The 25,965-nt window shown below is 74.6% G+C and carries 22 protein-coding genes; 5 read left to right on the top strand and 17 right to left on the bottom strand.

Translation table 11 applies throughout. The features are described 5' to 3' along the window. The first annotated feature begins 125 nt into the window (after positions 1 to 125). Positions 126 to 1,178 carry a YncE family protein gene (locus tag VM95_RS05730; protein ID WP_045692934.1) on the top strand — a complete coding sequence of 351 codons (1,053 nt, stop codon included), beginning with the start codon at positions 126 to 128 and terminating at the stop codon, positions 1,176 to 1,178. Here the strand turns inward: VM95_RS05730 and VM95_RS38545 are convergent. After that, a complete protein-coding gene (locus VM95_RS38545; protein ID WP_052707162.1) occupies positions 1,175 to 2,218 on the bottom strand; it encodes a VanZ family protein in 1,044 nt (347 codons plus the stop codon). The genes VM95_RS05730 and VM95_RS38545 overlap by 4 nt on opposite strands. A gap of 126 nt (positions 2,219 to 2,344) precedes the next feature. Further along, positions 2,345 to 2,899, bottom strand: coding sequence for an RICIN domain-containing protein (locus VM95_RS38540; RefSeq protein WP_052707161.1), 555 nt, complete (start codon positions 2,897 to 2,899; stop codon positions 2,345 to 2,347). A gap of 356 nt (positions 2,900 to 3,255) precedes the next feature. Here VM95_RS38540 and VM95_RS05715 point away from each other — a divergent pair, with 356 nt between their 5' ends. After that, entirely contained in the window at positions 3,256 to 3,657 is a 402-nt protein-coding gene (locus VM95_RS05715) for a YccF domain-containing protein (RefSeq protein WP_045692933.1), read from the top strand. A 64-nt stretch (positions 3,658 to 3,721) separates the two neighbouring features. On the opposite strand, the gene VM95_RS05710 is transcribed toward VM95_RS05715, so the two are convergent. The 8 genes from VM95_RS05710 to VM95_RS45085 form a co-directional block, all read right to left on the bottom strand. Further along, positions 3,722 to 4,036: a hypothetical protein gene (locus tag VM95_RS05710; RefSeq protein WP_244178645.1), complete on the bottom strand. Its 315-nt coding sequence runs from the start codon at positions 4,034 to 4,036 to the stop codon at positions 3,722 to 3,724. Between the two features lie 139 nt (positions 4,037 to 4,175). Continuing rightward, positions 4,176 to 5,807: an AMP-binding protein gene (locus VM95_RS05705; protein ID WP_045692932.1), complete on the bottom strand. Its 1,632-nt coding sequence runs from the start codon at positions 5,805 to 5,807 to the stop codon at positions 4,176 to 4,178. Between the two features lie 149 nt (positions 5,808 to 5,956). Continuing rightward, the gene (locus VM95_RS05700; RefSeq protein ID WP_045692931.1) at positions 5,957 to 6,196 is read right to left on the bottom strand and encodes a chaplin; all 240 of its coding nucleotides are present in this window, start codon (positions 6,194 to 6,196) and stop codon (positions 5,957 to 5,959) included. A gap of 99 nt (positions 6,197 to 6,295) precedes the next feature. Further along, a complete protein-coding gene (locus VM95_RS42280) occupies positions 6,296 to 6,598 on the bottom strand; it encodes a hypothetical protein (protein WP_045692930.1) in 303 nt (100 codons plus the stop codon). Next, positions 6,595 to 9,165 carry an Hsp70 family protein gene (locus tag VM95_RS38535; RefSeq protein WP_052706758.1) on the bottom strand — a complete coding sequence of 857 codons (2,571 nt, stop codon included), beginning with the start codon at positions 9,163 to 9,165 and terminating at the stop codon, positions 6,595 to 6,597. The genes VM95_RS42280 and VM95_RS38535 overlap by 4 nt, the downstream gene beginning before the upstream one ends. Positions 9,166 to 9,195: 30 nt before the next feature. Beyond that, the gene (grpE, locus tag VM95_RS38530; RefSeq protein WP_052707160.1) at positions 9,196 to 9,906 is read right to left on the bottom strand and encodes a nucleotide exchange factor GrpE; all 711 of its coding nucleotides are present in this window, start codon (positions 9,904 to 9,906) and stop codon (positions 9,196 to 9,198) included. Continuing rightward, on the bottom strand, positions 9,903 to 10,328 hold the full coding sequence (locus VM95_RS05680) for a hypothetical protein (protein WP_045692929.1): 426 nt from the start codon (positions 10,326 to 10,328) through the stop codon (positions 9,903 to 9,905). The genes grpE and VM95_RS05680 overlap by 4 nt, the downstream gene beginning before the upstream one ends. A 143-nt stretch (positions 10,329 to 10,471) precedes the next feature. After that, a complete protein-coding gene (locus VM95_RS45085) occupies positions 10,472 to 14,665 on the bottom strand; it encodes a tetratricopeptide repeat protein (RefSeq protein ID WP_045692928.1) in 4,194 nt (1,397 codons plus the stop codon). Between the two features lie 255 nt (positions 14,666 to 14,920). Between VM95_RS45085 and VM95_RS05670 the strand changes: the two genes are divergently transcribed. Further along, the gene (locus VM95_RS05670; RefSeq protein WP_045692927.1) at positions 14,921 to 16,708 is read left to right on the top strand and encodes a protein kinase domain-containing protein; all 1,788 of its coding nucleotides are present in this window, start codon (positions 14,921 to 14,923) and stop codon (positions 16,706 to 16,708) included. Positions 16,709 to 16,730: 22 nt separating this feature from the next. Here the strand turns inward: VM95_RS05670 and VM95_RS05665 are convergent, their stop codons facing one another. The 5 genes from VM95_RS05665 to VM95_RS05645 all read right to left on the bottom strand — a co-directional run bounded on the left by VM95_RS05665 (position 16,731) and on the right by VM95_RS05645 (position 23,535). Further along, complete coding sequence (locus VM95_RS05665) at positions 16,731 to 17,177, bottom strand: nuclear transport factor 2 family protein (protein WP_045692926.1); 447 nt, start codon at positions 17,175 to 17,177, stop codon at positions 16,731 to 16,733. A 93-nt stretch (positions 17,178 to 17,270) separates the two neighbouring features. Next, positions 17,271 to 18,317, bottom strand: a complete 1,047-nt coding sequence (locus VM95_RS05660) for an ABC transporter ATP-binding protein (protein ID WP_052706760.1) — start codon at positions 18,315 to 18,317, stop codon at positions 17,271 to 17,273. Next, the gene (locus tag VM95_RS05655) at positions 18,314 to 19,852 is read right to left on the bottom strand and encodes an ABC transporter permease (protein WP_045692925.1); all 1,539 of its coding nucleotides are present in this window, start codon (positions 19,850 to 19,852) and stop codon (positions 18,314 to 18,316) included. Before VM95_RS05655 ends, VM95_RS05660 begins: the two co-directional genes overlap by 4 nt. A gap of 68 nt (positions 19,853 to 19,920) precedes the next feature. Continuing rightward, positions 19,921 to 20,973 carry an iron ABC transporter substrate-binding protein gene (locus tag VM95_RS05650; RefSeq protein ID WP_045692924.1) on the bottom strand — a complete coding sequence of 351 codons (1,053 nt, stop codon included), beginning with the start codon at positions 20,971 to 20,973 and terminating at the stop codon, positions 19,921 to 19,923. 321 nt (positions 20,974 to 21,294) lie between these two features. Then, positions 21,295 to 23,535: a heavy metal translocating P-type ATPase gene (locus tag VM95_RS05645; protein WP_045692923.1), complete on the bottom strand. Its 2,241-nt coding sequence runs from the start codon at positions 23,533 to 23,535 to the stop codon at positions 21,295 to 21,297. A gap of 255 nt (positions 23,536 to 23,790) precedes the next feature. Between VM95_RS05645 and VM95_RS05640 the strand changes: the two genes are divergently transcribed. After that, positions 23,791 to 24,075, top strand: a complete 285-nt coding sequence (locus VM95_RS05640) for a metal-sensitive transcriptional regulator (protein WP_045692922.1) — start codon at positions 23,791 to 23,793, stop codon at positions 24,073 to 24,075. A gap of 41 nt (positions 24,076 to 24,116) precedes the next feature. Beyond that, a complete protein-coding gene (locus VM95_RS05635; RefSeq protein WP_045692921.1) occupies positions 24,117 to 25,004 on the top strand; it encodes a hypothetical protein in 888 nt (295 codons plus the stop codon). Positions 25,005 to 25,152: 148 nt separating this feature from the next. Here the strand turns inward: VM95_RS05635 and VM95_RS05630 are convergent, their stop codons facing one another. Then, the gene (locus VM95_RS05630; protein WP_045692920.1) at positions 25,153 to 25,506 is read right to left on the bottom strand and encodes a hypothetical protein; all 354 of its coding nucleotides are present in this window, start codon (positions 25,504 to 25,506) and stop codon (positions 25,153 to 25,155) included. Further along, the gene (locus VM95_RS05625; protein WP_244178644.1) at positions 25,503 to 25,850 is read right to left on the bottom strand and encodes a hypothetical protein; all 348 of its coding nucleotides are present in this window, start codon (positions 25,848 to 25,850) and stop codon (positions 25,503 to 25,505) included. Before VM95_RS05625 ends, VM95_RS05630 begins: the two co-directional genes overlap by 4 nt. Between the last annotated feature and the right edge of the window lie 115 nt (positions 25,851 to 25,965).

Below are 25,965 nucleotides of genomic sequence, written 5' to 3'. Positions count from 1 at the left end.
CGGTGCCTTCCGAGCTGTGGTTTTGCGCTGGGAGCAGCTATCGCGTGCCGATTCTTGCATTGCCGCGGCTCTCCCCGGTCGACGAGGGTGGAGCCGTCCACGAATCCTCCCGACCAGGAGCCACGGTGCCCAACTCCACCTCCCCGTCCGCCCGTTCCGGCCGCGAGGGCGACGTCCTCGCCGTCGTCAGCCAGAGCGGCCCGACCGTCTGTTTCTTCGACGCCGCCACCGACCGGCACCTCGACACCCTCCGGGTCACCGCCGAACCGCACGAGCTGTGCTTCGACCCGACCCGGCGGGAGCTCTGGTGCACCACCGCGTACGGCTCCGGCTACTACCACGCCAACAGCGGCCGCCGCACCGAACTGACCGTCATCGACGCCGACACCCGGCGGATCATCGAGGTGATCGACCTCGCGCCCGAACACGGGCCGCACGGGCTGGCGTTGGACACCGCCCGGAACCGCCTCTACGTCAGCGTCGAGGCCTCGGCGGACCGGCCCGGCGGCGTCGTCGTGATCGACACCGGGACCCGCCGCCCGCTCGGCCGGATCGACACCGACGCCCCCGGCCCGCACTGGTTCGCGATCTCCCCGGACGGGCGGACGGGCTACGCCACCAACAAGGAGGCGCCGTTCGTCTCCGTCGTCGACCTCGGCCGGGGCGTCCTGACCGCCAAGATCGAGGTGCCCGGCAGCGAGGGCCTGGCCGTCTCCCCGGACGGCGCCCGGGTCTACGTCGCCGGCCCCTACGCCGCACCCGGCCCGCACCGCGCGGAGCCGGGCCTGCGCGTGATCGACGCCGCCACCGCCTCCGTCGTCGACGTGCTGCCCACCGAGGACGTCATCCTGCCGGTCCACCTCACCGCCACCGGGCTGCTGCTCGCCGGCGAGGTCCGCACGGCCGCCGACCCGGACTCCCCGCTCGGTCGCCAACTCCCCGGCCGGCTCACGGTGTTCGACGCGGCCACGCACCGGCTCGCCGGGTCCGTCGAGGTCGGGCTGTTCCCGCTCACCATCACCTCCTCGCCGGACGGGCAGCTGGCCTACGTGTCCTGCGTCGTCTCGTCCACCGTCGAGGTCGTCGACCTGCCGAGCCTGCGGGTCGTCGCACGCCTCACCGTCCCCAAGCTCGCCGAGCCGGGCGCGCACGGGCTGGCGTACCTGCCCCGCGCCTAGGAGGCCTCGGCCGCCAGCACCCGGCCGGCGGCGGACACGGTGACGTCGACGCGCACCGCGGCCGCCCCGGCCGGGCCGGCCGGTCGGCGGTAACTCAGCCTGCGGTCCGCGCCGTTCGACCCGGCGGGGGTGACGACCGGCGTCAGTCCGGCGATCCGGTCGGCGAACCAGGTCTGCGCGAACGCCGTCCCCGCGGCGACCACCTGCTCCGGGGCGAGCGCGGCCCCGGCCCGGTCGTCCTCCGCCGCGGCGGCGAGCAGCCTCCCGGAGGGTTGTTCGATCCGGAAGGTCCCCCGATCGGTGGTGACGTCCATGACCTGCGGCGGCAGCGTCGGGTCGCTCGACGTGGTCGTCGACACCCGGGCCTGCGGGCCGAACAGGCCCTCCGCCACCCGCTGCGCCGTCACGATGTCGTCGGACGGCGGCGCGGCGAGGCCCGGGTCGCCCGAGTACACCCGGACTCCGAGGTGCAGCACCAGCCCGACCGCCGCCAGCCCGACGCCGCCGACCACCGCCCCCTGCCACAGGTCGCGCAGCGACCCGGCCGGCCGGGCCCGGCGGGCCAGGGGACCCATCAGCCAGCCCACCCCGAGCAGCACGCCGAGCACCGCCCCGGCGGTGTTGTCCAGGAAGTCCGTGGCATCGCAGGCCCGCCCGGTACGGAGCAGCGCCTGCACGGCCTCCGTCCCGGCGGACAGCACCGCACAGCCCGCCAGGACCGTCACCGGCCGCCGGAACAGCAGCACGCCGAAGGCCGCGAGCGGCACGAACAGCGCGATGTTCAACTTCCCCTGCGTGGCGAGCAGTTCGTTCCAGGCGGACGCCCCGATCGCACAAGTCGCCCGCCCGGACACCTCGCTGGTCGTGGGCGTCAGCGTGACCGCCAACTCCCCCGCCAGGCTCAGCCCCCACAGCACGGCCACCGCCACCGGCGCGCCCCTGCGCCGCGCGAGCCACCCCGCCCCGGCCCCGAGCAGCAGCCCGAGGACGGCGAACACCGGGAACAGGGCGGGGGTGCCGTCGAGGGCGGCTTCGATCATCTGCGCTTCCAGTCGGGGAGGTTGACGACGCGACTACCCCCCAGTGAATCAGACGCATACGACCCGTTCCAAACCTTCCCTCCGGACCCGGCACGCCGGATCCGGAGGGAGGAGGCCGGTGCCGGATCAGCCGACCAGGCTCCAGTGCTGGTTCGCCGCGGTGCCCTGCGCGTACCACTGGACCACCGGGGCGCCGTCGGCCTGGTTCCAGCCGGCGACGTCCAGGACGCGGTCGCTCTTGACGTTGACGACCGCCATCGCCCCGTCCGAGGTGACGTTGGTCTTGCCCCAGCGCTGGTTGTCACCGCCGTTGCAGGTCCACTGCTCGATCACGGTGCCGACCGCCGCGGTGCCGAACGGCACGTCCAGGCACTTGTCGCTGTTCACATTCCGGGCGACACCGTTCGCGAACACCCACTTCTGGTTGTCGGCACCGTTGCAGGTCCGCTGCTGGATCGGCGCGCCGTCGTCGGTGCGCGAGTCCGCGACCTCCAGGCACTTGCCGTTGAAGCCGACCTGCAGCGAGACCGCGGAGCCCGCGGTGTCGATCGGCTGGTAGGCGAACCCGGACGCCGACGCCGGCGCGGCGGCGAGCAGGCCCCCGCCCAGGACGACGGCCAGCCCGGCAGCGGCCATGCCGGCGCGACGCTTGACGACGGTGGCCACGGTGTTCTTGCTCATGACGATCCCCCCAGTGGGTTCGTATACGGCCCATCATGGTCGGGCAGCACAGCCGGCGCCGACCAAGGGCCGAAGGATGATGGATTCGGAGTGACACGACCGGGCCTTCCCGACCGTCTCACCCTGATAGACGTGCGACCCCCACGGGGGTTGCAGGTCACTTCGAAGAAATTTCTCCCCGGTCTCCCCAGGGGCCCCGACCGCCCCACCGGCCCCACCCACCGGCCACCCACCGGCGACCCCGTCGCCGACCCGGAGCCGCCCCTGAGGTCCGTCCCCTAATGGCGTAGACACCCCGGCCTACGGGCATGGCTCGGTGGTAGGTCGAGACCACCAGTCGTGAGAAGGTACCCGCCATGAAGGCGATAAAGTTCATCCTCAATGTCATCTGGCTGCTCTTCTGCGGCCTCTGGATGGCGCTTGCCTACGTCCTCGCCGGCATCATCTGCTGCGTACTGGTCGTCACCATCCCGTTCGGCATCGCCTCGTTCCGGATCGCCGGGTTCATCCTGTGGCCGTTCGGCCGCACCACCGTCGAGCGGCCCGACGCCGGGGCGGCCTCCTGCATCGGGAACGTCATCTGGTTCGTCTTCGCCGGCTGGTGGCTGGCCCTCGCGCACCTGGTCACCAGCATCCCGCTGTTCCTGTCGATCATCGGCGCCCCCTTCGGCTGGGCCAACCTCAAGATGATCCCGATCTCGTTGATGCCGCTCGGCCGCGAGATCGTCCCCACCGACCGCGAGTGGGGCGCGCGCTGACGTCCACGGACACCGATGGCCGGCGAGGAACGGAGCCCTCGTCGGCCATCGGCGTTTCCGCGGGTCAGGGGGCGCAGACGGCGTTCAGCTCGTTGATGTCCTGGCGCAGCCTGGTGGTGCCGGAGCCGTTGTAGGGGTGGGAGTCGACGAAGCGCTGGGCGTCGTCGCGGACGCCCTGCCAGTCGGTGCGGCTCGTCGGGGCTCCGACGTTGGCGAGGTCCTGGCGGGTCTGGGCGACGGTCTGGCCGCAGGTCGCCGCGGGGCGCGCGGGGGCGGCGTCGGCCGGGGCGGCCGGCGCGGCGAAGGCCAGGGCGGCCAGCAGGGCGAGGGTGGCGTCCGCGGCGAGGGCCCGGGCGCGGGTACGGGTACGGGTCGTCATGTCGGGGTTTGTGCGCGCACCGGCGGTGCCGCACACCCGCGCGGGTGGTGTCCCACCCGCGCGGGCGAGCGCGCGCCGGCCGTGCGCGCCCGGCGCGGGGTCAACGGCCGACGTCAGCGGCCGGCGCCAGAAGCCGACGTCAGAGGCCGAGGATGCGCAGGGCCTCCTCGCGCATCTCGACCTTGCGGATCTTGCCGGTGACGGTCATCGGGAACTCGTCCACCACGTGGACGTAGCGCGGGATCTTGAAGTGGGCGAGGCGGCCGGTGCAGTAGTCGCGGACGGCTTCGGCGGTGAGCGGCTCGGCGCCGTCGCGCATGCGGATCCAGGCCATCAGCTCCTCGCCGTACTTCTGGTCGGGCACCCCGATCACCTGGACGTCGAGGACGTCGGGGTGGGTGTACAGGAACTCCTCGATCTCGCGCGGGTAGAGGTTCTCGCCGCCGCGGATCACCATGTCCTTGATGCGGCCGGTGATGGCGAGGTAGCCGTCCTCGTCCATCACGGCCAGGTCGCCGGTGTGCATCCAGCGGGCGGCGTCGATCGCCTCGGCGGTGCGCTCGGGCTCGCCCCAGTAGCCGAGCATGACGGAGTAGCCGCGGGTGCAGAGTTCGCCGGGCTCGCCGCGCGGGAGGGTGCGGCCGGTGGCGGGGTCGACGACCTTGACCTCCAGGTGCGGGCCGACCCGGCCGACGGTGGCGACCCGGCGCTCGACCGGGTCGTCGGTGCGGGTCTGGGTGGAGACCGGGGAGGTCTCGGTCATGCCGTAGCAGATGGAGACCTCGGTCATGCCCATCCGCTCGATGACCTCCTTCATCACCTCGGTCGGGCAGGGCGAGCCGGCCATGATGCCGGTGCGCAGGCTGGCGAGGTCGTAGCGGTCGAAGTCCGGGTCGGCGAGTTCGGCGATGAACATGGTCGGCACGCCGTACAGCGAGGTGCAGCGCTCGGCGGCGACGGCGGCCAGGGTGGCGCCGGGTTCGAAGGCGGGCGCGGGGATCACCATGCAGGCGCCGTGGGAGGTGGCCGCCAGGTTGCCCATCACCATGCCGAAGCAGTGGTAGAAGGGCACCGGGATGCAGATCCGGTCCTGCTCGGTGTAGTCGAGGAGTTCGCCGACGAAGTAGCCGTTGTTGAGGATGTTGTGGTGCGAGAGCGTCGCGCCCTTGGGGAAGCCGGTGGTGCCGGAGGTGTACTGGATGTTGATCGGGTCGTCCGGGGCCAACTCCCGCTCCCGTTCGGCCAGTCGCGCCGGATCGGCCGCGCGGCCGGCCGCGCCGACGGCGTCCCAGGCCGGGCTGCCGAGCAGCAGAACGCGCTCCAACTCCGGGCAGCGCGGCCGGACTTCCTCGATCATTCCGGCGTAGTCGGAGCTCTTGAACCGCTCGGCGGCGACCAGCAGCCGGATGCCCGCCTGCTTCAGCACGTACTCCAACTCGTGCGAGCGGTAGGCCGGGTTGACGTTGACGAGGATCGCGCCGAGCTTGGCGGTGGCGTACTGGGTGAGCGTCCACTCGGCGCAGTTGGGCGCCCAGATGCCGACCCGGTCGCCCTTGGCGATCCCGAGCTCCAGCAGGCCGAGGGCCAGCGCCTCGACGTCGGCGGCGAGTTCGGCGTACGTCCAGCGACGGGCGGTGGCGCGGTCGACCAGGGCGTCGCGGTCCGGGAAGGCGCGCACCGCGCGGTCCAGGTTCTCCCCGATGGTGTCCCCGAGCAGCGGGACGTCCGAGACTCCGGAGGAGTAGCTGCGCGGGGTCGGCGTGGTCGGCACGTTCTCGGACTCCTCGATGCGGCGGTGCGGCGGTGCGGGACGGGGACCATGGTCGCCGGTTCCGGGCCCGCACCGCCACCCCCGAACGGGGGTGCGAACACGGCACCGGGGCCGCCCGCCTGGTTCGACGGACGGCCCCGGCGCTCGCGTCAGCCGTTGACGCAGACGTTCCCGATGGCCGGGTTCAGGAGCCCGATCACGCTGACCGTGTTCCCGCAGATGTTGGCCTCGAGGTTGATCGGGACCTGGATCACGTTGCCGGACAGCACACCGGGCGAGCCGATCGCGGTGCCGACAGCGGTCGCGTCGCCGGCGGCAGCGGTGCCGGCGCCGGCCAGGACCGCCACCGCGGCGAGCGCGGTGGCGGCGAGGGTGGTGCGAATACGCATGGCGTCACTCCTTGTGAGGGTGGCGAAAATCCGTGTGACGATCACACTCATCACCGATCTCACGCGATCCAGGGACCGATATGCCGGGATTGCTCACATCTAGGGCGTGTCGCCCTCCCGCCCCGCGGATCCGGCGACCGCGGCGCCGACCGCGCCCAGCGTCTCCAGCAGCGACCGGGCCGGTGCCAGCCCGGGCTCCGCCGCCAGGGCCCGGCGCAGCAGCACCCGGGCCTCGGCCACCTCCCCGGCCCGCAGCGCGGCCAGCGCCGCGTTGTAGTCCATCCGACCGGCGTAGCGCAGCCGCGCCAGCGCGGTCAGGTCCTCCCGGCAGGACGGGCAGCGCAGCGACCGGCCGTCCGCCGGGACCTTGCACAGCGGACACAGCACGTCGGGCTCGCTCATCGCGGACCGGCCTCCTCCGGGCGGACCGGGCCCAGCGACTCGGCCGCCGGCTCGCTGCCGAGCTCCCGCTCGGCCTGCGCGTACAGCTCCAGCAGCGCCGACATGTGCCGGTTCACCTCCTCCATGTTCGCGGCCTCCACCGCCTCGTCCAGGCCGCGCAGGTGCGCCCGCATCTGCTGGGCCAGCAGCGGCGAGACCAGGTTCTGGTTCACGTACACGTTGCACATGGTCAGCATGCGCATGGTGTGCCCGAGCGAGTCGCACAGGTCGTCGGCCCGCTGGGCGGCGCGCATCGCGCCCTCCCAGTCGGCCTCCTCGCGGCGCAGCCGCAGCTCGGCGGCCACCGAGCGCAGCCGGTCGAGGTCGCTCGGGTCCAGGTGCTTCTCGCAGTAGCGGATGAACAGGCTCAGGTAGGCCTCCGAGCCGCGCACCCAGCGCTGCGCCTTGAGCTGGCGCTGCGCGCGCTCCAGCGCCTCGTCGACGGACTGGCCGCGGGTCTGCCCGGCGGCCAGGTCGTCGAGGGTGTTCATCAGCCGCTGGGCCTCGCGCATCTCGGCCTCGGTCAGCTCCTTGCCCCAGCGGTCGGTGAAGGTCTCGATCTGCCGCTGCTGCTCCTCGACCTGCACCTTCAGCTCGGGGTCGAGGGTGGCCCGCTCCAGCTTGACGGTCTTCTCGGCGCCGCCCTGGATGCGCACCGAGAGGGTGATGGTGCGGTCCCGGTCGAGGCCGAAGGAGACCTCCACCGGGGTGCGGCCGCCCAGCCCCTCGGGCAGCCGCAGGGTGAGGTGGCCGATCAGCTCGTTCTGCTGGGCGATCTCGTACTCGCCCTCGTAGACGGCGACTTCGAGCCGCTGGCGGCCGCTGCCGGAGACCACGAACTCCCGGCTGACCGGCGAACTCGTCGGGTAGCTGCTGTTCTTGGGGATCATCACGGCCAGCCGGCCGTCGTTCAGCTCGATCCCGAGGTTCTTCGGGGTGATGTCGTACGGGTTGGTGACCTGCATCAACTCGCCGCAGCCCGTGCAGACTTCGGTGCCGGGCGGGTTCACCCGGGCGCAGCCGGCGCAGCGCAGGCCGACGTCCTCGGCCGCGGTGGACGACACCTTGGTGTTGCCGGGGGCGGCCGAGTTCAGCGCCTCGCCGCACAGGTCGCAGGCGGTGACGCCGGGGGCGGCCGGGGTGCCGCAGCGCGGGCAGTTGTCGACCCGGACGACGGTGGCGGCCTGCGACTGCTTCGGGACGCTCGCCCCGCCGGTGCCCGAACCGGCCAGCTCCGCGCCGCACTTGGGGCAGTCGGCGGCCGCCGCGTCGACCGGGACGTAGCAGCCGGGGCAGGACACCCGGTCCCCGCCGAGCAGGGTGGTCGCGCAGTTGGCGCAGTTGGAGGCGGAGAGGTCGCCGGGGGCCCGGCACTCGGGGCACTCCACCTCGCCGACCAGGGCGGACTGCACGGCCGCGCCGAGCGCCACGCACTGCATCGGGTTGACGCCGTACCGGATCCGGCGGGTGCCGAACACCTCGCCGAGGCGGCGCGAGACCAGCGGGATCGCGGTGGAGCCGCCGACCAGCACCACCTCGTCGATGTCGCCCACGGTGAGGTTGGCCTGCATGATCGCTTTGTGGGTCAGCTCGATGGTGCGCTCGATCTGCGCCTCGATCAGCTCCTCGAAGCGGGCCCGCTCGAACTCGGTCTCCAGCACCAGCTGCCCGGCGCCGAGGCCGGGCAGGATCACCTCGGAGGACTCCTGGTTGGACAGCTCGATCTTGATCGTCTCGGCGGTCGAGGCGATCTTCGGGCGGTCCCGCAGGTCCGGCTGGTAGTCCGAGCCGTACTCCTCGCGGATGTCCTCCAGCAGCGCGGTGGTGATCGCCCGGTCGAAGTCGTCACCGCCGAGCAGGTTGTCGCCCTCGATGCCGAGCACCGACACCGAACCGGGCACCAGCAGCAGGATCGAGATGTCGAAGGTGCCGCCGCCGAGGTCGTAGACCAGGACGGTCCGGCCCTCGTCGCCCGCCTCCGAGGTGATCCCGTACGCGAGCGCGGCGGCGGTCGGCTCGTTGATGATCCGCAGCACGTGCAGGCCGGCCATCCGGCCCGCCTCCTGGGTGGCGGCCACCTGCCGCTCGCCGAAGTAGGCGGGAACGGTGATGACGGCCCGGTGGAAGGGCTCGCCGAAGCGCTGCTCGGCGTCCTCCTTGAGCCGGTGCAGGATGATCGCGGAGATCTCGATCGGCGTGTAGGAGCGGCCGTTGAACCAGACGTTGACGTCGCCGTCCGCGCCCGCGGTGACCTTGTAGTCGACCTCCTTGAGCGCCGCCTGCACCTGCGGGTCCTTGAACTTGCGGCCCATGAAGCGCTTCACCGAACGGATCACGTTGGCGCCGTCGATGGCGATCCGGCTGCGCGCGGTGGAGCCCACCAGCAGTTCGCCCTTGCGGCCGCTGCCGACCACGGAGGGCGTGGCCTCCTGGTTCTGCCGGTTGAAGATGATCTCCGGCTCGCCCCGGCGCAGGTGGGCGACCACGGAGTTGGTGGTCCCCAGGTCGATGCCGAGTGTGCGGTACATGTCGTTCCCCTCTTGCCGCTGGTGGGCTGGCTACTTCTTGCGCTTGCGGCCGCTGCGGGTGCGGACCCGGGGCTGGACCCGCCGGGTCCGCGCCGCGGCGGCCGCGGGCGGCGCGGGCTCGGGCGCGGCGTCCACCGGCTCCTCGTACACCGAGTCGGCGTCCGGCTCCGGCACCGCAGCCGCCTCCGCCTCCGGCTCCGGATCGGGCGCGGGCTCCGGCTCGGGCTCCGGCTCCGACGACACGCGCGGATCGGGGGCCCCGGCGGCGACCACCACCTGCGCCCGGCGCAGCACCTCGCCCTTCCACATGAACCCGTTGACCACCGTCCGCACCACCGTCTCCGGCGCCACCCCGGGCCGGACCTCGGTACCGACGATCTCGGTCGTCGCCGGGTCCGCGAACAGGCCCTCCAGCCGCATCGCCTTCACCTCGGCCTTGCGGAGCCGGCCGAGCATCCGCATCCGGGTGGCCTCGATCCCGGCGCCGCGCCCGAGCGCGACCAGCTCCGAGTCCAGCGCGAGGTCGGCGAGCGCGTCGTCCACCTCGATCAGGGCGCGCAGCAGTTCGCGCTGCTCGGCCTGGGCGGCGCGCTCGGTGTCCGCGAGCTTGCCGCCCAACAGCGAGGCCCGGAACAGGAGTCGGCCGAACAGCTGCTCCAGGTCGGCGTCCTCGACCCCGGGCGGGATCGGCAGCGGCCGGTGGTCCGCGAGCAGGGCTTCGGTGGGCGGTGCGTCGGTCATTCCGGTACCTCGATCTGCGGCAGGACGGACAGGTCGGCCGCGTAGCGGGCGGGGACGGGCGGTTCGGGGTCGACTCCGGCGGGGGCCGGGTCGGCGAAGTCGGCGGCCAGCTCGGCGCGGTGCAGCGCGAGCAGGGCGGCGGCGGGCGGCTGCGCGGGCCGTTCGATCGTCAGCAGCGGCTCGGCGAGCGCCGGCGCAAGCAACTCGGCGGCCTGGTCGACCGGTTCGGGCGGCAGCGGCTGCTGCAGGTCCGCCTCCAGCCGCCGGTCGGGGGCGCGCAGCAGCGCGGCGGCCTCCTGGACCTGCTGGCGGGTGTACCGGCCCGCCTTGGTCGCCCGGCCCACGGCCGCGTTGATCTCGCGCACGCCGGCCGTGAGCGGGATGCCCAGGACCTCGTACGGCGACGGTTCGTGCAGTGGCATGGCGGGCGGTCTCTCTCCTCGGTGTTCACCGGTGGCGGCAGGGACTTGGCGCACGGTCTACGACGACGACGGCCGCCGCGCGGTTGCCGTCACCGCGCGGCGTTCCGACTGCCCGTCGCGCGCCGTCGGCACGGCGCGTCCCGTCAGCGGATCGCTTCGATCCGCGACTGCAGGGCGCGCAGCTCGTAGTCCCCGGGGCTGTTCTCGACGGCCTTGCGGATCAGCCGGCGCGCTTCGACCAGCTGCCGGGCGTTGGCCCGCTGGACGGCGTACGCGCTGTAGACGACGCCGAGTTCGCCGCGCACCGTGTCGACCTGCTCCGGGTTGTCGGCCAGGCCGGCCGCCTCCTCCAGCAGCCGGATCGCCTCGTCGTAGCGGCGGGCCTTGAAGTGCCCGGCGGCCTCACCGCGCCAGACGTTGACCATCAGCCGGCGCAGGTCGGACGAGTCGTCGAAGGACATGGCCTTCTGGAGCATGGCCGCCTGGAGGACGAACGAGCTGTCCTTCATGTTGTCCAGCATGTGGTTGGCGAGCATCACGCTGATCCGGCGCGGGGCCTCGCGCGCGGGGTCGCCGCTCCACTCCGGGTCGTAGCCCAGGGCTTCGGTCATCAGGCCGATCGCGCGGCCGCGGTCGCCGTCGAAGGCGGCGGCGCGGGCGAGCATGCGCAGGGCGAAGCCGAGGCCGAGGCGGTGTTCGGGGTCCGGGTGGAAGCCGACCAGCTCGCGCCAGTGCTCGGCGGCCTCCTCCAGCTCCGCGACGGGGGCGTCCGGACGGGCGAGCTTGTTGGCCCGGTTGCTCAGGGCGGCCGCCAGGATGTCCTTGGCGGTCGGGTCGCCGGGGGCGAGCCGCAGGCTCTTGCGCACCAGGAACAGGGCGCGCACGTAGTCCCGGTCCTCGTTGTTGACCTTGCGGGCCCACTGGGCGTAGGTGGCGCCGAGGTCGGCCCGCACCTCCGGGTCGTCCGGGGCCAACATCCGGGCCTGTTCCAGGAGATCGGCCGCGCCGGCCTGGTCGTCGACGCCGCGCTTGAGCAGCGCGCGGGCGGCGCGGACGCCCGACTCGGCGGCGATCCTCGGGACGTCCGCGGGCAGGCCCAGACCGGGGACGGCCCGGGCGCGGGTGAGGCATTCCAGCACCTCGCGCCAGTCCTGGTTGCGGTGGTGGGAGCGGGCCTGGTCGATCAGGCAGGCACCGAGCAGCATGCGCCAGGCCGTGTCCCGCCGGTTCTCGGGCACCGCGTCCAGCGCGGCGACGGCGGCGGCCTGGCGGCCCTGGAGCAGCAGGTAGCGCTGCGGGCCGAGGTCGCCGAACAAGTCGAGGGCGCGGGTCAGGGCGGACGGTTCCGCGTCGGCCGCCGGGCGGCGCCAGGCGTCGACGGCCCGGTCGAACCAGGCTCCCCAGTCGGCGAGTTCGGGCTGGCGCCGGAGCAGGCCGTCGAGGGTGGGGCCGAGCGCGAGGCGGCGGGCCGGGCGGCCGGGCGGCGCGATCCGGACGTCCTCCGCGGCGAAGGCCTCGGCGCTGTGCGCCTCCAGGCCGAGCCGCAGCGTCCAGGCCCGGGCCTCGTCGCCGCTGCGCCCGGCGGCCCGGTCGAGGGCGCGCAGGTCCTCCCGGAGCCGGTCGGTGAGCGCGGTACGGGCGGCGGCCAGGCGCTGCGGGTCGAGCGGGCGGCCGGTGCTGCGGACGGACTCCGTCCACAGCCCCTCCTGGTGCAGGGCGGCGACCAGGCAGCCGAGGGTCCAGGACCACACCTCGTCCGTCCCGCGCTCCCCCTCCGCGACGGCCAGCCGGTAGCCGGCCAGCCCGAGCGCGTGCAGCAGCCGGGGGTGGGCCGGGTCCGCGACCAGCAGCGCCCGGTAGGCGTCGAAGGCCTCCCGGTGGCGGCCCTCGACGGCGTGCTGGTGCGCCTCGTGCTCGGCGAGCAGGCCGAGCACGTCGGCCGCCCGCGGGTGAGCGGGGGCGAGGGACAGGGCCTCCCGCAGGTCGCCGACCGCCGCTCCGGGGCGCCCTTCGGCGAGCGCGGCGCCGGCCCGGCGGACCAGGACGGCGGCCCGGGCGGCATCGGCCCGAGCCGCATCGGACTGCGCGGCATCGGACTGCGCGGCGCCCGACGGGGCGGACCGCCCGCGCCCGGGCGGAGCCGTCAGATCGGCCAACGCCTCGTCCAACCGCCCGAGTTCGGCGCGCAGCAGGGCCAGGTCGAGCCGGACGGGTACGGCCGCGGGGCTGTCGCCGAAGGCGGCGGTCCAGGCGGCGAGGACGGGTTCGGCCTGCTCGGGGGTGCCGGCCCGGCGGGCGCAGTCCAGGACGGCGCGCAGCGCGGGGGCGGCGCAGCGGACGCAGCGGGGCGAGGCGCCACCGGCGGGCGCGTACAGGTCGTCCGCGGCCTCCTCGCGGCCGCAGCCCCCGCAGGCGGCGGTGGCGGGGCGCTGCCCCGGCGCGTCCGCCGGCGCCTCCGACCGCGAGTCGCCGGCCAGGAAGTCCCGGTACCACTCCAGCGCCCCGGCCCAGTTCCCGGCCCGCTCGGCGAGCACCGCGCGCAGCCGGGCGGCGGCCGGGTCGGACGGCGCGGTGTCGGCCGCGCCGAGCAGCTTCACCGCGAGCACCGGGCTGCCGGTCGACAGCGCGGCCGCCGCCAGGTGGTAGCGGTCGCGCGGCCCGGCGGCGGCGTCGAGCAGGGTGAGGACGGGCTGCGCCTGGCCCTCGGCAAGGGCCAGGGCCGCGCGCAGCCGGGCCTGCCGGTGGGTGTGGGCGCCGGGCAGGGAGTCGGCGAGGGCGAGCGCGGCGGCGGCCTGCCCGCGCGACTCGGCGTGGTCGCGGCCGGTGACCAGCAGGTGGGCGGCCTCGCGCAGGGCGGCTTCGCGCAGCGCGGCGCGGTAGCCGGGGGCCTCGGGGTGCTCGGCGGCGGCCTGCTGCCAGAGCTCGCGGGCGGCGGCCGGGTCGGTGGCGAGGCGGGTGCGGGCGAGCCGGTCGCGGGCGAGGGCCCGGCGGTCGCGCAGCTCCGGGTCGTCGAGCTGCTCCCAGCGGGCTAGGGCGCCGGCCGGGTCGCCCTGGCGAGCGAGGGCGAGGCCGTGGTGGTAGCCGGCAATCCGGGCCCACCGGCCGGCGGGATCGGTGGCGGCCTCGGTGCGCAGCAGCGGTTCGGCTTCGGCGGCCTGCCCGGCGGCGAGCAGGGCGGCGCCGAGCCGCACCTTGGCGGGGCGCCAGTCGGGGGCCCGGTCGAGGCCCGCCCGGTAGTCGGCGGCGGCCCGCTCGGGGCTCCCGGCCCGTTCGTGGACCAGGGCGAGGCCGAACCGGGCCGGGGCGAAGTCGGGTTGCACGGTGAGGGCGGCGGCGAACTGCTCGCGGGCCTGTTCGTCGGCGCCGAGCAGCAGGGCGAGCCGGCCGAGCGCGTAGCGGGGGCGGGGGTCGGTCGGGCTCTCGCCGACGGCGGCCACGAGGTCGGCCCAGGCGGCGTCGGTGTCGCCGAGCCGCTGCCGGGCGAGGCCACGGAAGAGCAGGCTGTCGGTGCGCAGCGCCGGGCCGCGGCCCCACGGGGAGGGCTCGCCGGGGCCGCGGCGAAGTGCCTCGTCGAAGGCGGCGACGGCGGCCTCGTCGCGGTGCAGGGTGTAGAGCTGGGCGCCCCAGCGGAAGGAGAGTTCGCCGCTGCCGCCGGGAGCGGTGGCGGCGAGCAGCCGCTCGGCCTCGGCGGCCCGGTCGGTGGCGCGCAGCAGGGCGGCGCGGGCGAGCACCGGCCAGTCCCGGCCGGGGAGGGCGGCGAGGGCGCCGGCGGTGGCCCGGTCGCGCTGCTCGGCGGAGCCGTCCCGGCAGAGCTGCTGCAGCCAGGCCTGGACGCGGGCGGCGGCCGCGGCCTCCTCGCCGGATTCGCCCGGTTCGGCGGCGGTGGCGGCGGTGGCGGCGGCCTGGAGGAAGGCGAGGACGGGGGCGAGGTCGCCGCCCGAAGCGGCCGGCCCCTGCGCCGTCCGTTCCTCGGCGAGGCGGCGCAGTCCCCAGCGGGGCAGCTGCCGGGCCGGGTCGGCGAGCAGCGGGAAGGCCTCGCGGTGGAGGGCGAGGGTGGCCTGCTGGTCGCCGGTGGGGATGGTGGCCTCGGCCTGGCCGAGCAGGGCGAGGCCGCGCCGGGGCCGCAGTTCCTCGGGGGCGTCGGCGAGCCGCCCGGCGAGCTGGGCGTACCGGCGGCGGGCCTGGGCGGCCTGCCCGGCGGCGAGGCGTGCGGCGGCGGCCGCGAGCGCCCGGTCGGCGGCCTCGGCGTCCAGCGGCCGCCGGCGGCGGGCCAGGACGACGGCGGCCGCACCCGCCAGTGCCACCACCACGATCAGCAGCACCGCGAACAGCACCATGAACCGCCCCCCTGCGTTCGGCTTTTCACCCGACCCATGATCAATGTTCCCCCGATGATCATGAGTTGACGTTCGTTTCGTGATGTTGCTCGGGCGGCAACAGAATAGGGCCTCCGACGGACGGTCGAACAGGACCAGGCCCTATCCTGGGCAGCGCGCCAAGCGTGTCAGCAGCGCATCGGCACCACGGCAACAGCGCAGCAACAGCACGGCAACAGCTGCAGGCAGCAGCGGTGAGAGCGTCGGGGGTCGCGTTTGTCCGGTTCGCGTTGGGTCCCCGGGCTCCGGTTCGGACCGGAGTTCGACCCCGAGCAGTACGAGCTGCTGGAGTTCCACCACCGGGGCGGCGAGGCCGAGGTGTGGCGGGCGGTGCGGACCGGCCACAGCGGGCTCAAGGAGCTGGTCGCCGCCAAGATCATGCTGGAGCGCGACCCGTCCGAGGTGCGGCGCTGGCTGGGGCGCTGGGACGACGTGTCGCACAACGCCCACCGCCTCGGGGTCACCGACCTGGTGGTGCCCAGCTTCCTGCTCGGGCCGGCCCCGCACCGGCCCGGGGCGGCGCCCAGCGGCGGGCTGCTCGGCTACCAGATCTCGCCGTGGGTCGAGGGCGTGCCGCTGCACACCTGGGCGCGCGGCCGGCACGGCGGCCCGGCGGCGATGGCCGAGGTGCTGGCACGGCTGTGCCGGATCGTCGACGAACTGCACCGCAAGCGCTGGGTGCACCGGGACATCTCCCCCGCCAACGTGCTCGTGGACGGCCAGGGGCAGGTCAAGCTGATCGACCTGACCTTCCTCGCCCCGCTCGACCACGCCCTGACCGTCGCCGTGTTCACCCCCGGGCACGTCCCGCCCGAGGCCGAGCAGGTCGGCGGCTACCCGACCACCGCCAAGGACCTCTTCGCGGTCGGCACCCTGGCCCGCACCCTGCTGCTGCCCGACCACGCCCGGCTCGACCACCGGCTGGCCGCCGAGCAGACCCGGGCCGAACTGCTGGCGGCCGGCTACGGCGAGGAGTTGGCGCAGTGGGCGTGCGAGCCGCTGGCCCGCGAGCCGCAGCGCCGCCCGTCCCCGCTCGGCCCGTGGGCGGCGCGCGGACGCGAACTGCTGCACGCCCACCGGCCGGTGGCCCGGACCGTCGGCCTGGCGGTGCTGCCGGACCGCTCCGGCCGGCCGCTGGTGGCCACCGCCGGCGCCGAGGGCATCGCGCTGGCCGGGCCCGGGCGTGCCGAGCACCGCCCACCCGCCGGACAGGGTCCGTACGCCGTAAGGGAGTTGATGGCCGGCTGGGCCGGCCGCCAGGGCGAGCTGGTGGTCTGCGCCGAGGACCGCTCCGGCGCCCTCTGGGTCGGTACGGCGGCCGGCTGGTGGGAGGCCGCGCGCGGCGTCAACGGCCTGGCCGGGGCCGTCGACGCGGCCGGCGAGCTGACGGTCTGGACGGCCGCCGGCGGCGTCCTGCGCTCCTACCGCTGGGCGCCCGGCCTCACCCTCACCGGGCAGGAGCACCCCGACTGCCGCGCCGACCGGGTCCTCGCCGCGATCGAGGAACGGCCCGGCGCCTGGCTGGTCCTGGTCGAGCGGCACGGACAGCCGCTGGCCTGCCGCCCTGGCTCCGGCGGCCCCGACACCCCGCTCGGCCCGTCCGGCCCGCTGCGCACCGGCGCGCTCGCCCGCACCTCGGCCGGCCCGCAGGCCGCCACCCTGCGCGCGGACGGCTCCGCCCGGCTGCACGGCCTCGGCGCGCCGACGCCCCCGGCCGAGATCGGCGACGGCGAGCCCGCCCTCGGCCTCGCCATGGTCGGCCACCGCGGCGGCCCCACCATCGCCCTCGCGGGCGAGGGCGGCGTCCGGCTGCGCCTGCCCGCCGGCGGGGCCTCCCGCCGCCCGCGCTGGTGGCGCCCCACCCTGCGCCCGGCCACCCGGGTCGCGCTGGCGATGGGCGACGACTGGCGGCTGTGCCTCGCGGCCGTGGTGGAGGGCGAGTTGCAGGTCTGGCAGGAGGACGCGGCGTACCGCTGGCAGGCGGTGGGGCTGCCGGAGGACTAGGTCCTCCGCGCTCGCCGGTGCTTCAGGACGACAGTCGCGCCGTGTCGGCGCCGAACGGCAGGTGCACGGTGCGGGTGGCGAGGAGCCACTGCCCGTCGATCAGCCGGAAGGTGTCCTCGTAGTGCCCGACGTTGGTCGGCAGGCGGGGCTCGATCATGCCGCCCGGGTGGCCGTCGACCCGGTACGTGGTCAGGTACGAGGTGGCCCGGGCCGTCGTCGGCGACTCCACCGTGACGAGGAGGTTCGTCATCAGGCGGCGCGACAGCCGGTCGGACGGGCGCGAGGCGAAGTAGGCGCGGAGGGCGTCGCGGCCTTCGACGCGGCGGGCGCCGTGCGGCCAGTGCCAGCTTCCGTCCGGGGTGAACAGCTCGGCCACGGAGGAGGGTTCGCCGAGGTCGAGGCGGTGCGCGAAGTCCACGATGAGGCGCTCGCAGGCGCGTTCCGCGAGCATCCGGTCGATCGGGGGCATGATCCTGTCATCCACTCCCCCTTCATAACAGCTCGACCGCGGCGCCGGGCGGCATCAACGCAAACCGCCGCCCGGCACCCGCGTCGCCCCGCGTCAGGCCCCCGGCAGCACGTGCACCGGCCCGACCGCCGCCACGTACGCCTCGCCGCCCACCGGCCACGCCCGGTCGGCCGCGGCGACCAGCACCTCGGGCAACCCGGCCGCCTCGGGCCGGAGTTCGACCCGGTGGTCGTGGCCCCGGAAGTCGCAGCCGAGCACCTTCGCCGGGACGGCACCCGCCACCGGCTCGGCGGTGAGCCGGAGTTGGCCCGGCCGGAGCAGGGCCAGGCCGCTCCCGGACACCGCCCCGGGGGCCGCCGGCGCGAGCGGCCCGAAGGCCGTCCGAGCCGCACCGCCCGCCCCCTCGCAGGGGATCAGGTTCGCCTCCCCCAGCACCCGGGCCACCGCCGGGTCCACCGGCCGGTGGTACAGCTCGTCCGGGCTGCCGCACTGCGCGATCCGCCCGTCCCGCAGCACCGCGACGGTGTCGGCGAACGACAGCGCCTCGTCCTGGTCGTGGGTGACCAGCACCGCCGTCGTCCCCGACTGCCGCAGCGTGGCCGCGACTTCACGGCGCAGCTCGGCACGCAGCGCGGCGTCCAGGGCCGCGAACGGCTCGTCCAGCAGCAGCAGCCGCGGCCGGGGCGCCAACGCCCGGGCCAGCGCGACGCGTTGCTGCTGACCGCCGGACAGCTGGTGCGGGCGCCGCTCGCCGAGCCCGGGCAGGCCGACCAGCTCCAGCAGCTCCGCCACCCGGGCCCGCCGCTGCGAACGCGGCAGCCCGAAGCCGATGTTGGCGGCGACGCTCAGGTGCGGGAAGAGCGCGCCGTCCTGCGGGACGAGCCCGATGCCCCGGTGTTCGGCGGCGAGCCGGTCGCGCCCGTCGTCCAGCACCCGCCCGTGCAGCACGACCTGCCCGGCGGCGGCCGGGTGGAAGCCCGCCAGCACCCGCAGCAGGGTGGACTTGCCGCAGCCGGACGGGCCGAGCACGCAGGCGAGGGCGCCCTCGGGCACGGTGAGGTCGATGCCGTGCAGGACCGGGCTGCGCCCGTGCGCGGCGTGCAGGTCGGTGACGGTGAGACCGACGGACGGACCGGTCATGAACCACTCCGGAGGGCTCGGCGGGTCAACAGCAGGACGGACGGCACGGACAGCGCCACCATGAGGGCCGCGTACGGCGCCGCCGCCCCGTACGCGAGGCCGCTGGTGTACACCCAGAACTCGGTGGCCAGGGTCTGGGTGCCGGTGGGCCGCAGCAGCAGGGTGGCGGTGAGCTCGGTGGAGGCGGTGAGGCCGACCATGGCGACGGCGGCCCCGAGGCCGGGCAGCACCAGCGGCAGGGTGACCCTGGCGAGGACGGCGAGCGGCCGGGTGCCGAGCGAGCGGGCGGCTTCCTCGACGCCGGGCGGGACCTGGGCGAGGGCGGCACGGACGGCCGTCAGCGCCAGCGGGAAGAACAGCACCACGTACCCGGCGACGAGCATCGGCGGCTGCTGGTAGAGCGGCCGAGCCCAGTGGACGGCGAAGTACACGACGGCGAGGGCGACGGCGATGCCGGGCAGCGCCCGGGTGAGGTAGGCGACCCGCTCGACGGCCCGGGCGGGCCGGCTGCCGCGCCGCCAGCCGTACAGGGCGACCGGGACGGCGGCGAGGGTGGCGGTGACCGCCGCGCCGAGCGCGTACCCGAGGGTGGCGAGGGTGGCCCCGAGCACGGAGGCGGAGGGCAGGGTGGTCGAGCTGCCCTTGACCAGCCAGTACGCCAGCGCGTACAGCGGCACCCCGAGCGCGACGCCGACCAGCGCGGCCAGCCCGGCGAGCGCGGGCACCGTCCAGCGGCCGAGCCGTACGGGCGGCGCGGTGCGGGCGAGCGCGCCGTGCCGGACCACCCGGGCCCGGCGGCCCGCCCAGGCCTCCAGGGCGACCAGCAGCAGGGCGAGCGCGACCAGGACGAGGGTGAGCAGGGAGGCGGAGGCCGCGTCGAAGCCGAGCTTGTACTGGGTGAACACGGCGGTGGCGAAGGTGGTGTAGCGCAGCATCGCGAAGGCGCCGTACTCGCCGAGCAGGTAGAGCGAGACGAGCAGCACGCCGCCGGCCAGCGCGGGCCGGGTGAGCGGGAGGGTGACCCGCCAGAGGGTGGCCAGGCGGCCGCGGCCGAGCGAGCGGGAGACCTCCTCGGCGGCGGCGTCGCCGTGCCGCAGGGCGGCCGCGACCGGGAGGAGGACCAGCGGGTAGAGCGAGCAGGTCATCACCAGCACCGCGCCCCAGTAGCCGTGGACGGAGCGGAACAGCGACACCCAGGAGTAGCCGCGGACGAACTCCGGTACGGCCAGCGGCAGGGCGAGCGCGACGGTCCAGGCCCGGCGCCCGGGCAGGGTGGTGCGCTCGACCAGGTAGGCGGCGCCGAAGCCGAGGACGGCGGTGGCGAGGGTGACGACGGCGGCCAGGCCGACCGTGTGCCACAGCAGGGTGGCGATCAGCGGGCGGCCGAGCAGGCGCCGGGTCTGCTCCCAACCGGCCTGCCCGGCCTGGGCGATGACGAAGCCGAGCGGCGAGGCGACCACCGCGACGACGGCGACGGCGACGGGGGCGAGCAGGCCGGCGCCCCGCCACCGGCGCGCCACGGCAGGGGTCGTCACTGTCGTCGCTGTCCTCACTGTCGCCGCTGTCGCCGCTGTCGCCGCTGTCGTCGCTCTCGTCGCTTTCGTCACTGGAGCAGACCGGCGTCCTGGAGCAGGGCGAGCGCCTGCTTGCCGTCGCCGAGCCCGGCCGGGTCGGCGACGGTGCCGATGCCGTCCAGGGCGGGCAGTTCGGGCTTGCCCTTCACGTCGGCGACCAGCGGGTACTCGTAGCTCGCGGAGTTCGCGATGACGGTCTGGGCCGGCGCGGAGGCGAGGTAGCCGAGGAAGGCCTGGGCGGCGGCCTGGTGCTTGCCGTGCGCGAGGACGGCGGCGCCGGAGACGTCGACCAGCGAGCCCGGGTCGCCCTTGGGGAAGTAGTGCAGGGCCGCGTGGGTCTGGGCCGCGCCCTTCTCGTCGCGCATCCGGTAGAAGTAGTAGTGGTCGATGACGCCGCCCTCGACCTCGCCGCTGTTGATCGCGGCGGAGAGGGTCTCGTTGCTGTCGTAGACCTTGGCGTTGTCCTTGAGGCCCTTGAGCCACTGCTTGGCGGCGTCCTCGCCCTCGGCCTTGACCACCTGGGTGACGACGGGGGCGAAGTCGGTCTCGCTCGGGGCGATGCCCAGGCGGCCCTTCCACTCGGGCTTGGCCAGGTCGAGCACGGAGGCGGGCGGCGCGGTGTCGGCGCCCTTGCCGGCGGCGGCGAGGAAGGCGGAGGTGCGGGCGGAGACGCCGACCCAGTCGCCCTTGCCGGAACTGTCGGCGGCCGGAACGGACTTGAGGGTGTCCGGGGCGACCTTGGCGAGCAGGCCCTTGTCGCCGAGGACGGTGAGCGCGGGCGGGTTCTCGGCGTAGAAGACGTCGGCCGGGGAGGCGTCGCCCTCCTGCAGGATCTGGTTGGCCAGCTCGGCCTCGTCGCCGGAACGCAGCTCGACCTTGATGCCGGTGCGCCGGGTGAAGTCCTCGGCGAGCGCCTTGACCGTCTGCTCGTGCTGGCCGCTGTAGACGGTGATCGTCTGGCCGGCCAGCGCGGTGCCGGAGGCCGTGGGCGCGCTGCCGCCCGAGCTGCCGCACGCGGTGAGGGCGAGCGCGCAGGCGGCGAGGAGGGACAGGCCCGCGAGGGGCCGGACGGTTCCGGGCATGGTGAGTCCTCCGGAGGGAGCGGGGGTGGGCCGGACGGGCGGGGCGTCGGCCTGACGGGCAGGGCGTCGGCGAGAACTTAGGACAGGGAAGCCTTGCCTAACAAGTTTCGGAGCGTCACATCTCGGCCCGGTCTCGGCAGGTTAGGAGAACGGTGAGCGATCCCCCAAAAGCAGGCAAAACACCGGCCAAAAACAGGTCGGATCGGACCCGCACGACCACCGCACCCGCCGGGCCGACCACTACCGTACGTAATCGAAACGCCGAGGCCCCGGAACCCTTCACGGGGTTCCGGGGCCTCGGCCCTGCCGGTGTCGAACGGTTCAGCGGAAGCGGCGCAGCCGGAGGCTGTTGCCGACCACGAAGACCGAGGAGAAGGCCATCGCGGCGCCCGCGATCATCGGGTTGAGCAGGCCCGCGGCGGCGAGCGGCAGCGCGGCGACGTTGTAGCCGAAGGCCCAGAACAGGTTGCTCTTGATGGTGCCCAGGGTGCGGCGGGAGAGCCGGATCGCGTCGGCCGCCGCGCGCAGGTCGCCGCGGACCAGGGTGAGGTCGCCGGCCTCGATGGCGGCGTCCGTACCGGTGCCCATGGCCAGGCCCAGGTCGGCCTGGGCCAGTGCGGCCGCGTCGTTGACGCCGTCGCCGACCATCGCGACGACCTTGCCCTCGGCCTGCAGCCGCTTGACGGTGTCCACCTTGTCCTGCGGCAGGACCTCGGCGATCACGTGCTGCGGCTCGATGCCGACCTCGGCCGCGACGGCCTCGGCCACCGCCCGGTTGTCGCCGGTCAGCAGCACCGGGGTCAGGCCCAGGCGCCGCAGCTCGGCGATCGCCTCGGCACTGGTCGGCTTGACCGCGTCGGCGACCACCAGGACGGCCCGGGCCTCGCCGTCCCAGCCGACCGCGATCGCGGTACGGCCGGCCGCCTCGGCGGTGCGCTTGGCCTCGGCCAGGGCCGGCGACAGGTGCTGCGACCACTCGGTGAGCAGCGCCTCCCGGCCGGCGACCACCGCGTGGCCGTCGACCACGCCCTGGACGCCCAGGCCCGGGACGTTCTCGAAGCCCTCGACGGCGGGCAGTTCACCGGCCTTGGCGGCGGCGGTGGCGATCGCCCGGGCGATCGGGTGCTCGGAGGCGTGCTCCAGGGCGCCGGCCAGGCGCAGCGCCTCGGCCTCGGTGACGCCCTCGGCGGTGTGCACGGCGAGCAGGGTCATCTGGCCGGTGGTGACGGTGCCGGTCTTGTCCAGGACGATGGTGTCGACCTTGCGGGTGGACTCCAGCACCTCCGGCCCCTTGATCAGCACGCCCAGCTGGGCGCCGCGGCCGGTGCCGACCAGCAGCGCGGTCGGGGTGGCCAGGCCGAGGGCGCACGGGCAGGCGATGATCAGCACGGCGACGGCGGCGGTGAAGGCGGCGGTCCAGCCCTCTCCGGTGCCGAGCCAGTAGCCGAGCGTGGCGACCGCGAGGGTGATCACGATCGGGACGAAGACGGCGGAGATCCGGTCGGCGAGGCGCTGGGCGGCGGCCTTGCCGTTCTGGGCGTCCTCGACGAGCTTGGCCATCCGGGACAGCTGGGTGTCCGCGCCGACCCGGGTCGCCTCGACGACCAGCCGGCCGCCGGCGTTGACGGTCGCGCCGGTGACGGCGTCGCCCACGCCGACCTCGACCGGGACGGACTCGCCGGTCAGCATGCTCGCGTCCACCGCGGAGGCGCCCTCGACGACCGTGCCGTCAGTGGCGATCTTCTCGCCGGGCCGGACCACGAACCGCATCCCCACGGCGAGTTCGCCGATCGGTATGCGCACCTCGCCGCCGCCGCGCAGCACCGTCACGTCCTTGGCGCCCAGTTCGAGCAGTGCCTTGAGGGCGGCGCCCGCGGTGCGCTTGGAGCGGGCCTCGAAGTAGCGCCCGGCCAGGATGAAGGCGGTGACGCCGGCCGCGGCCTCCAGGTAGATGTTGGACGAGCCGTCGCTGCGGCCGATGGTGAGGTCGAAGCCGTGCCGCATGCCGGGCATCCCGGCGTCGCCGAAGAACAGCGCCCACAGCGACCAGAGGAACGCCGCGCCCGTACCGAGCGAGACCAGGGTGTCCATGGTCGCGGCGCCGTGCTTGGCGTTCGTCCAGGCGGCCCGGTGGAACGGCCAGGCGGCGTAGGTGACCACGGGGGCGGCGAGGGTCAGCGACAGCCACTGCCAGTTGTCGAACTGCAGGGCCGGCACCATCGCCATCGCGATCACCGGCACGGCCAGCGCCACCGCGGTGAACAACCGCTGCCGCAGCGGGGCCAGTTCGTCGGCCGGCTCGGCCTGGTCGCCGTTCTGCTCGGCGACCGGCGGCTTGGGCAGGGCGGCGGTGTAGCCGGTGGCCTCGACGGTGGCGATCAGGTCGGCGACCTCGACGCCGCCGTCGAAGCTGACCTTCGCCTTCTCGGTGGCGTAGTTGACGCTGGCCGAGACGCCGTCCATCCGGTTCAGCTTCTTCTCGATGCGGGCCGCGCACGAGGCGCAGGTCATTCCGCCGATCGAGAGTTCCACCTCCGTGGAGGCGGGCGCCTGGGTGGTCATGGTCGCTCCTCGTGACTGGTCGGACAGGGGGTGGTGCGGTGGTGCGGGCGGGGTCCGTGATACCTGGGAGGGGTATCGGGCGGCGCCGAGTCCATTTGTACCCCAGGGGGGTATCGATGGCAAGCCTTCGCCGATACCCCCCATAGGTATTTTTCGGAGCCCTCGAACCGCTTGACTCGATACCCCTTGGGGGTATTCACTCAGGGCATCGAGCCGGGCCGACACCGTCCCGACAGGACCCGAGAGGAGGGCCGAATGGCCGGCTACCGCAACGAGAAGGACCAGCTCCTGCGCAGACTGCGCCGCGTCGAGGGCCAGATCCGCGGCCTCCACCGCATGGTCGACACCGACACCTACTGCATCGACGTCCTCACCCAGGTGTCGGCCGCCACCAAGGCCCTGCAGTCCGTCGCCCTGCACCTGCTCGAGAGCCACCTCGCGCACTGCGTCCACGCCGCCATCGCCGACGGCGGCAGCGCCGAGGCCGACGCCAAGGTCGCCGAGGCCACCCAGGCCATCGCCCGCCTGATGCGCGCCTGAGCGCACCCCCTGAACCTCACCCCTCGAAGGAGCACCCCGCCATGAACACCGCCCTGCGCGTCACCGCCTTCACCGTCGGCCTCACCGCCGCCTTCGCCCTCGCCCTCGGCGTCGGCCACGCCGTCGGCCCCAACGGCAAGCCCGCCCCGGCCGGCCACAGCGAGCACGCGGGCCACGGCGACCACGCATCGGACGACGCCGCGCACCTCCCCGGCGGCCTACAGATCTCCGACCGCGGCTACACCCTCAGCGTCGACGACCCCTTCGTCACCGCCGGCGCCCCCACCGACCTGCGGTTCCGCATCCTCGGCCCGGACGGCCACGCCCTCACCGCCTACCAGCCGCAGCACGAGAAGGAGTTGCACCTGATCGTCGCCCCCCGCGACCTCTCCACCTTCCAGCACCTGCACCCCACCCGCGCCGCGGACGGCACCTGGAGCGCCCGCGCCGCCGTACCCGCCGCCGGCGAGTACCGCGTCTTCGCCGACTTCCTCCCGGACGGCGAGACCGAGGGCCTCACCCTCGGCGCCGACCTGCACGCCGCCGGCGACCTGCGCCCGGCACCACTGCCCGAGACCGGCCGCACCGTCACCGTGGACGGCTACACCGTCACCCTCACCGGCGACCTCACCCCCGGCCACGGCGACCAACTCACCCTGAGCGTCAGCAAGGACGGCCGGCCGGTCACCGACCTCCAGCCCTACCTCGGCGCCTACGGCCACCTCGTCGCCCTCCGCGCCGGCGACCTCGCCTACCTCCACGTCCACCCGCAGAGCACCACCCCCGGCCCCGCCATCACCTTCCACGCCACCGCCCCCAGCGCCGGCGCCTACCGCCTCTTCCTCGACTTCCAGCACGCCGACACCGTCCACACCGCCGCCTTCACCCTCACCACGGGCACCACCACCCCGGCCGAGCACCACCACTGACCACCCGCGCGCCATCCACTGCGCTGCGCACAGCTGCGTGAGAAGTCGACTCCGCCGACTTCTCACGCAACCCCTCCGCGCTGCCGCCCCTGAAACCCGGCCGCCGGAGCCCGAATTCGGCGCCGCGCCGTCCTGCTGATTGAGCGGGTCAGTCGGTGGCCTTGGGATGGCCAGTGCCCGCATAGGTGATCCAGGCCGTGCGATTGGCATCGTCGATCAGGTACCAGAGGCGCCCGCCGCCCGTGACCTCGTACTGCCAGCGTTCCAACTGCTGCCCTTTGAAGAGTGCAGTGCCGAGAGCCCCCTTGAGCCGGTGCTGGCGGTCGGGGCTGGCGACCGTACGCGGCTCAACACGGATCCGCTCGAAGGCCCGGCGCAGATTTCCCGCTGCCTGCCTGCCCAGGTCCTCCCAACCCTCCGCTGCTTCCGAGTTGGCGAACCGAAGGTCGTACTCGTCTCCGGTGGGTGGCGGCGCGGCCCGGTCGCCGCGCTTCGGGCTCACTCGACCGGCTTCGGCAGAGGGACGGGACCGAGGTCGCCCTCGGGCTCGCGGGTGAGAATGGCCAGCAAAGCCGGATCCGCGTACACCTCGGCACTGTGCTTCCACTGGGCCAGCAGCAGCGCGATCGGTGCAAGGTTGTCCAACGCCACCGCGCCGCGCGCCGTGTCGACCAGTTCGGCGAGCAGGGTCTCGACGTCCCCATCCGGCAGGAAGGTGATCCACGGCAAGGCTTCGGGCAGCGCTTGGCGAAGAACGGCGGCGTTCCCCGTGCGCACCAGCCCCGCCATCAGGCGGGAGGTGAAGTCCACGACAGTGGCGTCGCGCTCCATCTGATCGATGCGCATCAAGGCGAGATCCTCGGAATCGCGTCTCCGGAGTCGGAGCGCGCGGACGGCGTCCAGCCTGCGCGTTGTCGCGGCCGGGTGGTGAAGCAGTTCGCTGAATGGCACGTCCTCAAAG

The organism is Streptomyces rubellomurinus (genome assembly GCF_000961885.1).
Classification (GTDB): Bacteria; Actinomycetota; Actinomycetes; order Streptomycetales; family Streptomycetaceae; genus Kitasatospora; species Kitasatospora rubellomurina.
This window is presented reverse-complemented; position numbering and strand designations above follow the sequence as displayed.

Coding starts and splice junctions, on each gene's coding strand:
- VM95_RS38545 (WP_052707162.1), bottom strand. CDS start 2,218: ATGATCGAAGCCGCCCTCGACGGCACCCCCGCCCTGTTCCCGGTGTTC.
- VM95_RS38540 (WP_052707161.1), bottom strand. CDS start 2,899: ATGAGCAAGAACACCGTGGCCACCGTCGTCAAGCGTCGCGCCGGCATG.
- VM95_RS05715 (WP_045692933.1), top strand. CDS start 3,256: ATGAAGGCGATAAAGTTCATCCTCAATGTCATCTGGCTGCTCTTCTGC.
- VM95_RS05710 (WP_244178645.1), bottom strand. CDS start 4,036: ATGACGACCCGTACCCGTACCCGCGCCCGGGCCCTCGCCGCGGACGCC.
- VM95_RS05700 (WP_045692931.1), bottom strand. CDS start 6,196: ATGCGTATTCGCACCACCCTCGCCGCCACCGCGCTCGCCGCGGTGGCG.
- VM95_RS42280 (WP_045692930.1), bottom strand. CDS start 6,598: ATGAGCGAGCCCGACGTGCTGTGTCCGCTGTGCAAGGTCCCGGCGGAC.
- VM95_RS38535 (WP_052706758.1), bottom strand. CDS start 9,165: ATGTACCGCACACTCGGCATCGACCTGGGGACCACCAACTCCGTGGTC.
- grpE (WP_052707160.1), bottom strand. CDS start 9,906: ATGACCGACGCACCGCCCACCGAAGCCCTGCTCGCGGACCACCGGCCG.
- VM95_RS05680 (WP_045692929.1), bottom strand. CDS start 10,328: ATGCCACTGCACGAACCGTCGCCGTACGAGGTCCTGGGCATCCCGCTC.
- VM95_RS45085 (WP_045692928.1), bottom strand. CDS start 14,665: ATGGTGCTGTTCGCGGTGCTGCTGATCGTGGTGGTGGCACTGGCGGGT.
- VM95_RS05665 (WP_045692926.1), bottom strand. CDS start 17,177: ATGCCCCCGATCGACCGGATGCTCGCGGAACGCGCCTGCGAGCGCCTC.
- VM95_RS05660 (WP_052706760.1), bottom strand. CDS start 18,317: ATGACCGGTCCGTCCGTCGGTCTCACCGTCACCGACCTGCACGCCGCG.
- VM95_RS05650 (WP_045692924.1), bottom strand. CDS start 20,973: ATGCCCGGAACCGTCCGGCCCCTCGCGGGCCTGTCCCTCCTCGCCGCC.
- VM95_RS05645 (WP_045692923.1), bottom strand. CDS start 23,535: ATGACCACCCAGGCGCCCGCCTCCACGGAGGTGGAACTCTCGATCGGC.
- VM95_RS05640 (WP_045692922.1), top strand. CDS start 23,791: ATGGCCGGCTACCGCAACGAGAAGGACCAGCTCCTGCGCAGACTGCGC.
- VM95_RS05635 (WP_045692921.1), top strand. CDS start 24,117: ATGAACACCGCCCTGCGCGTCACCGCCTTCACCGTCGGCCTCACCGCC.
- VM95_RS05625 (WP_244178644.1), bottom strand. CDS start 25,850: ATGCGCATCGATCAGATGGAGCGCGACGCCACTGTCGTGGACTTCACC.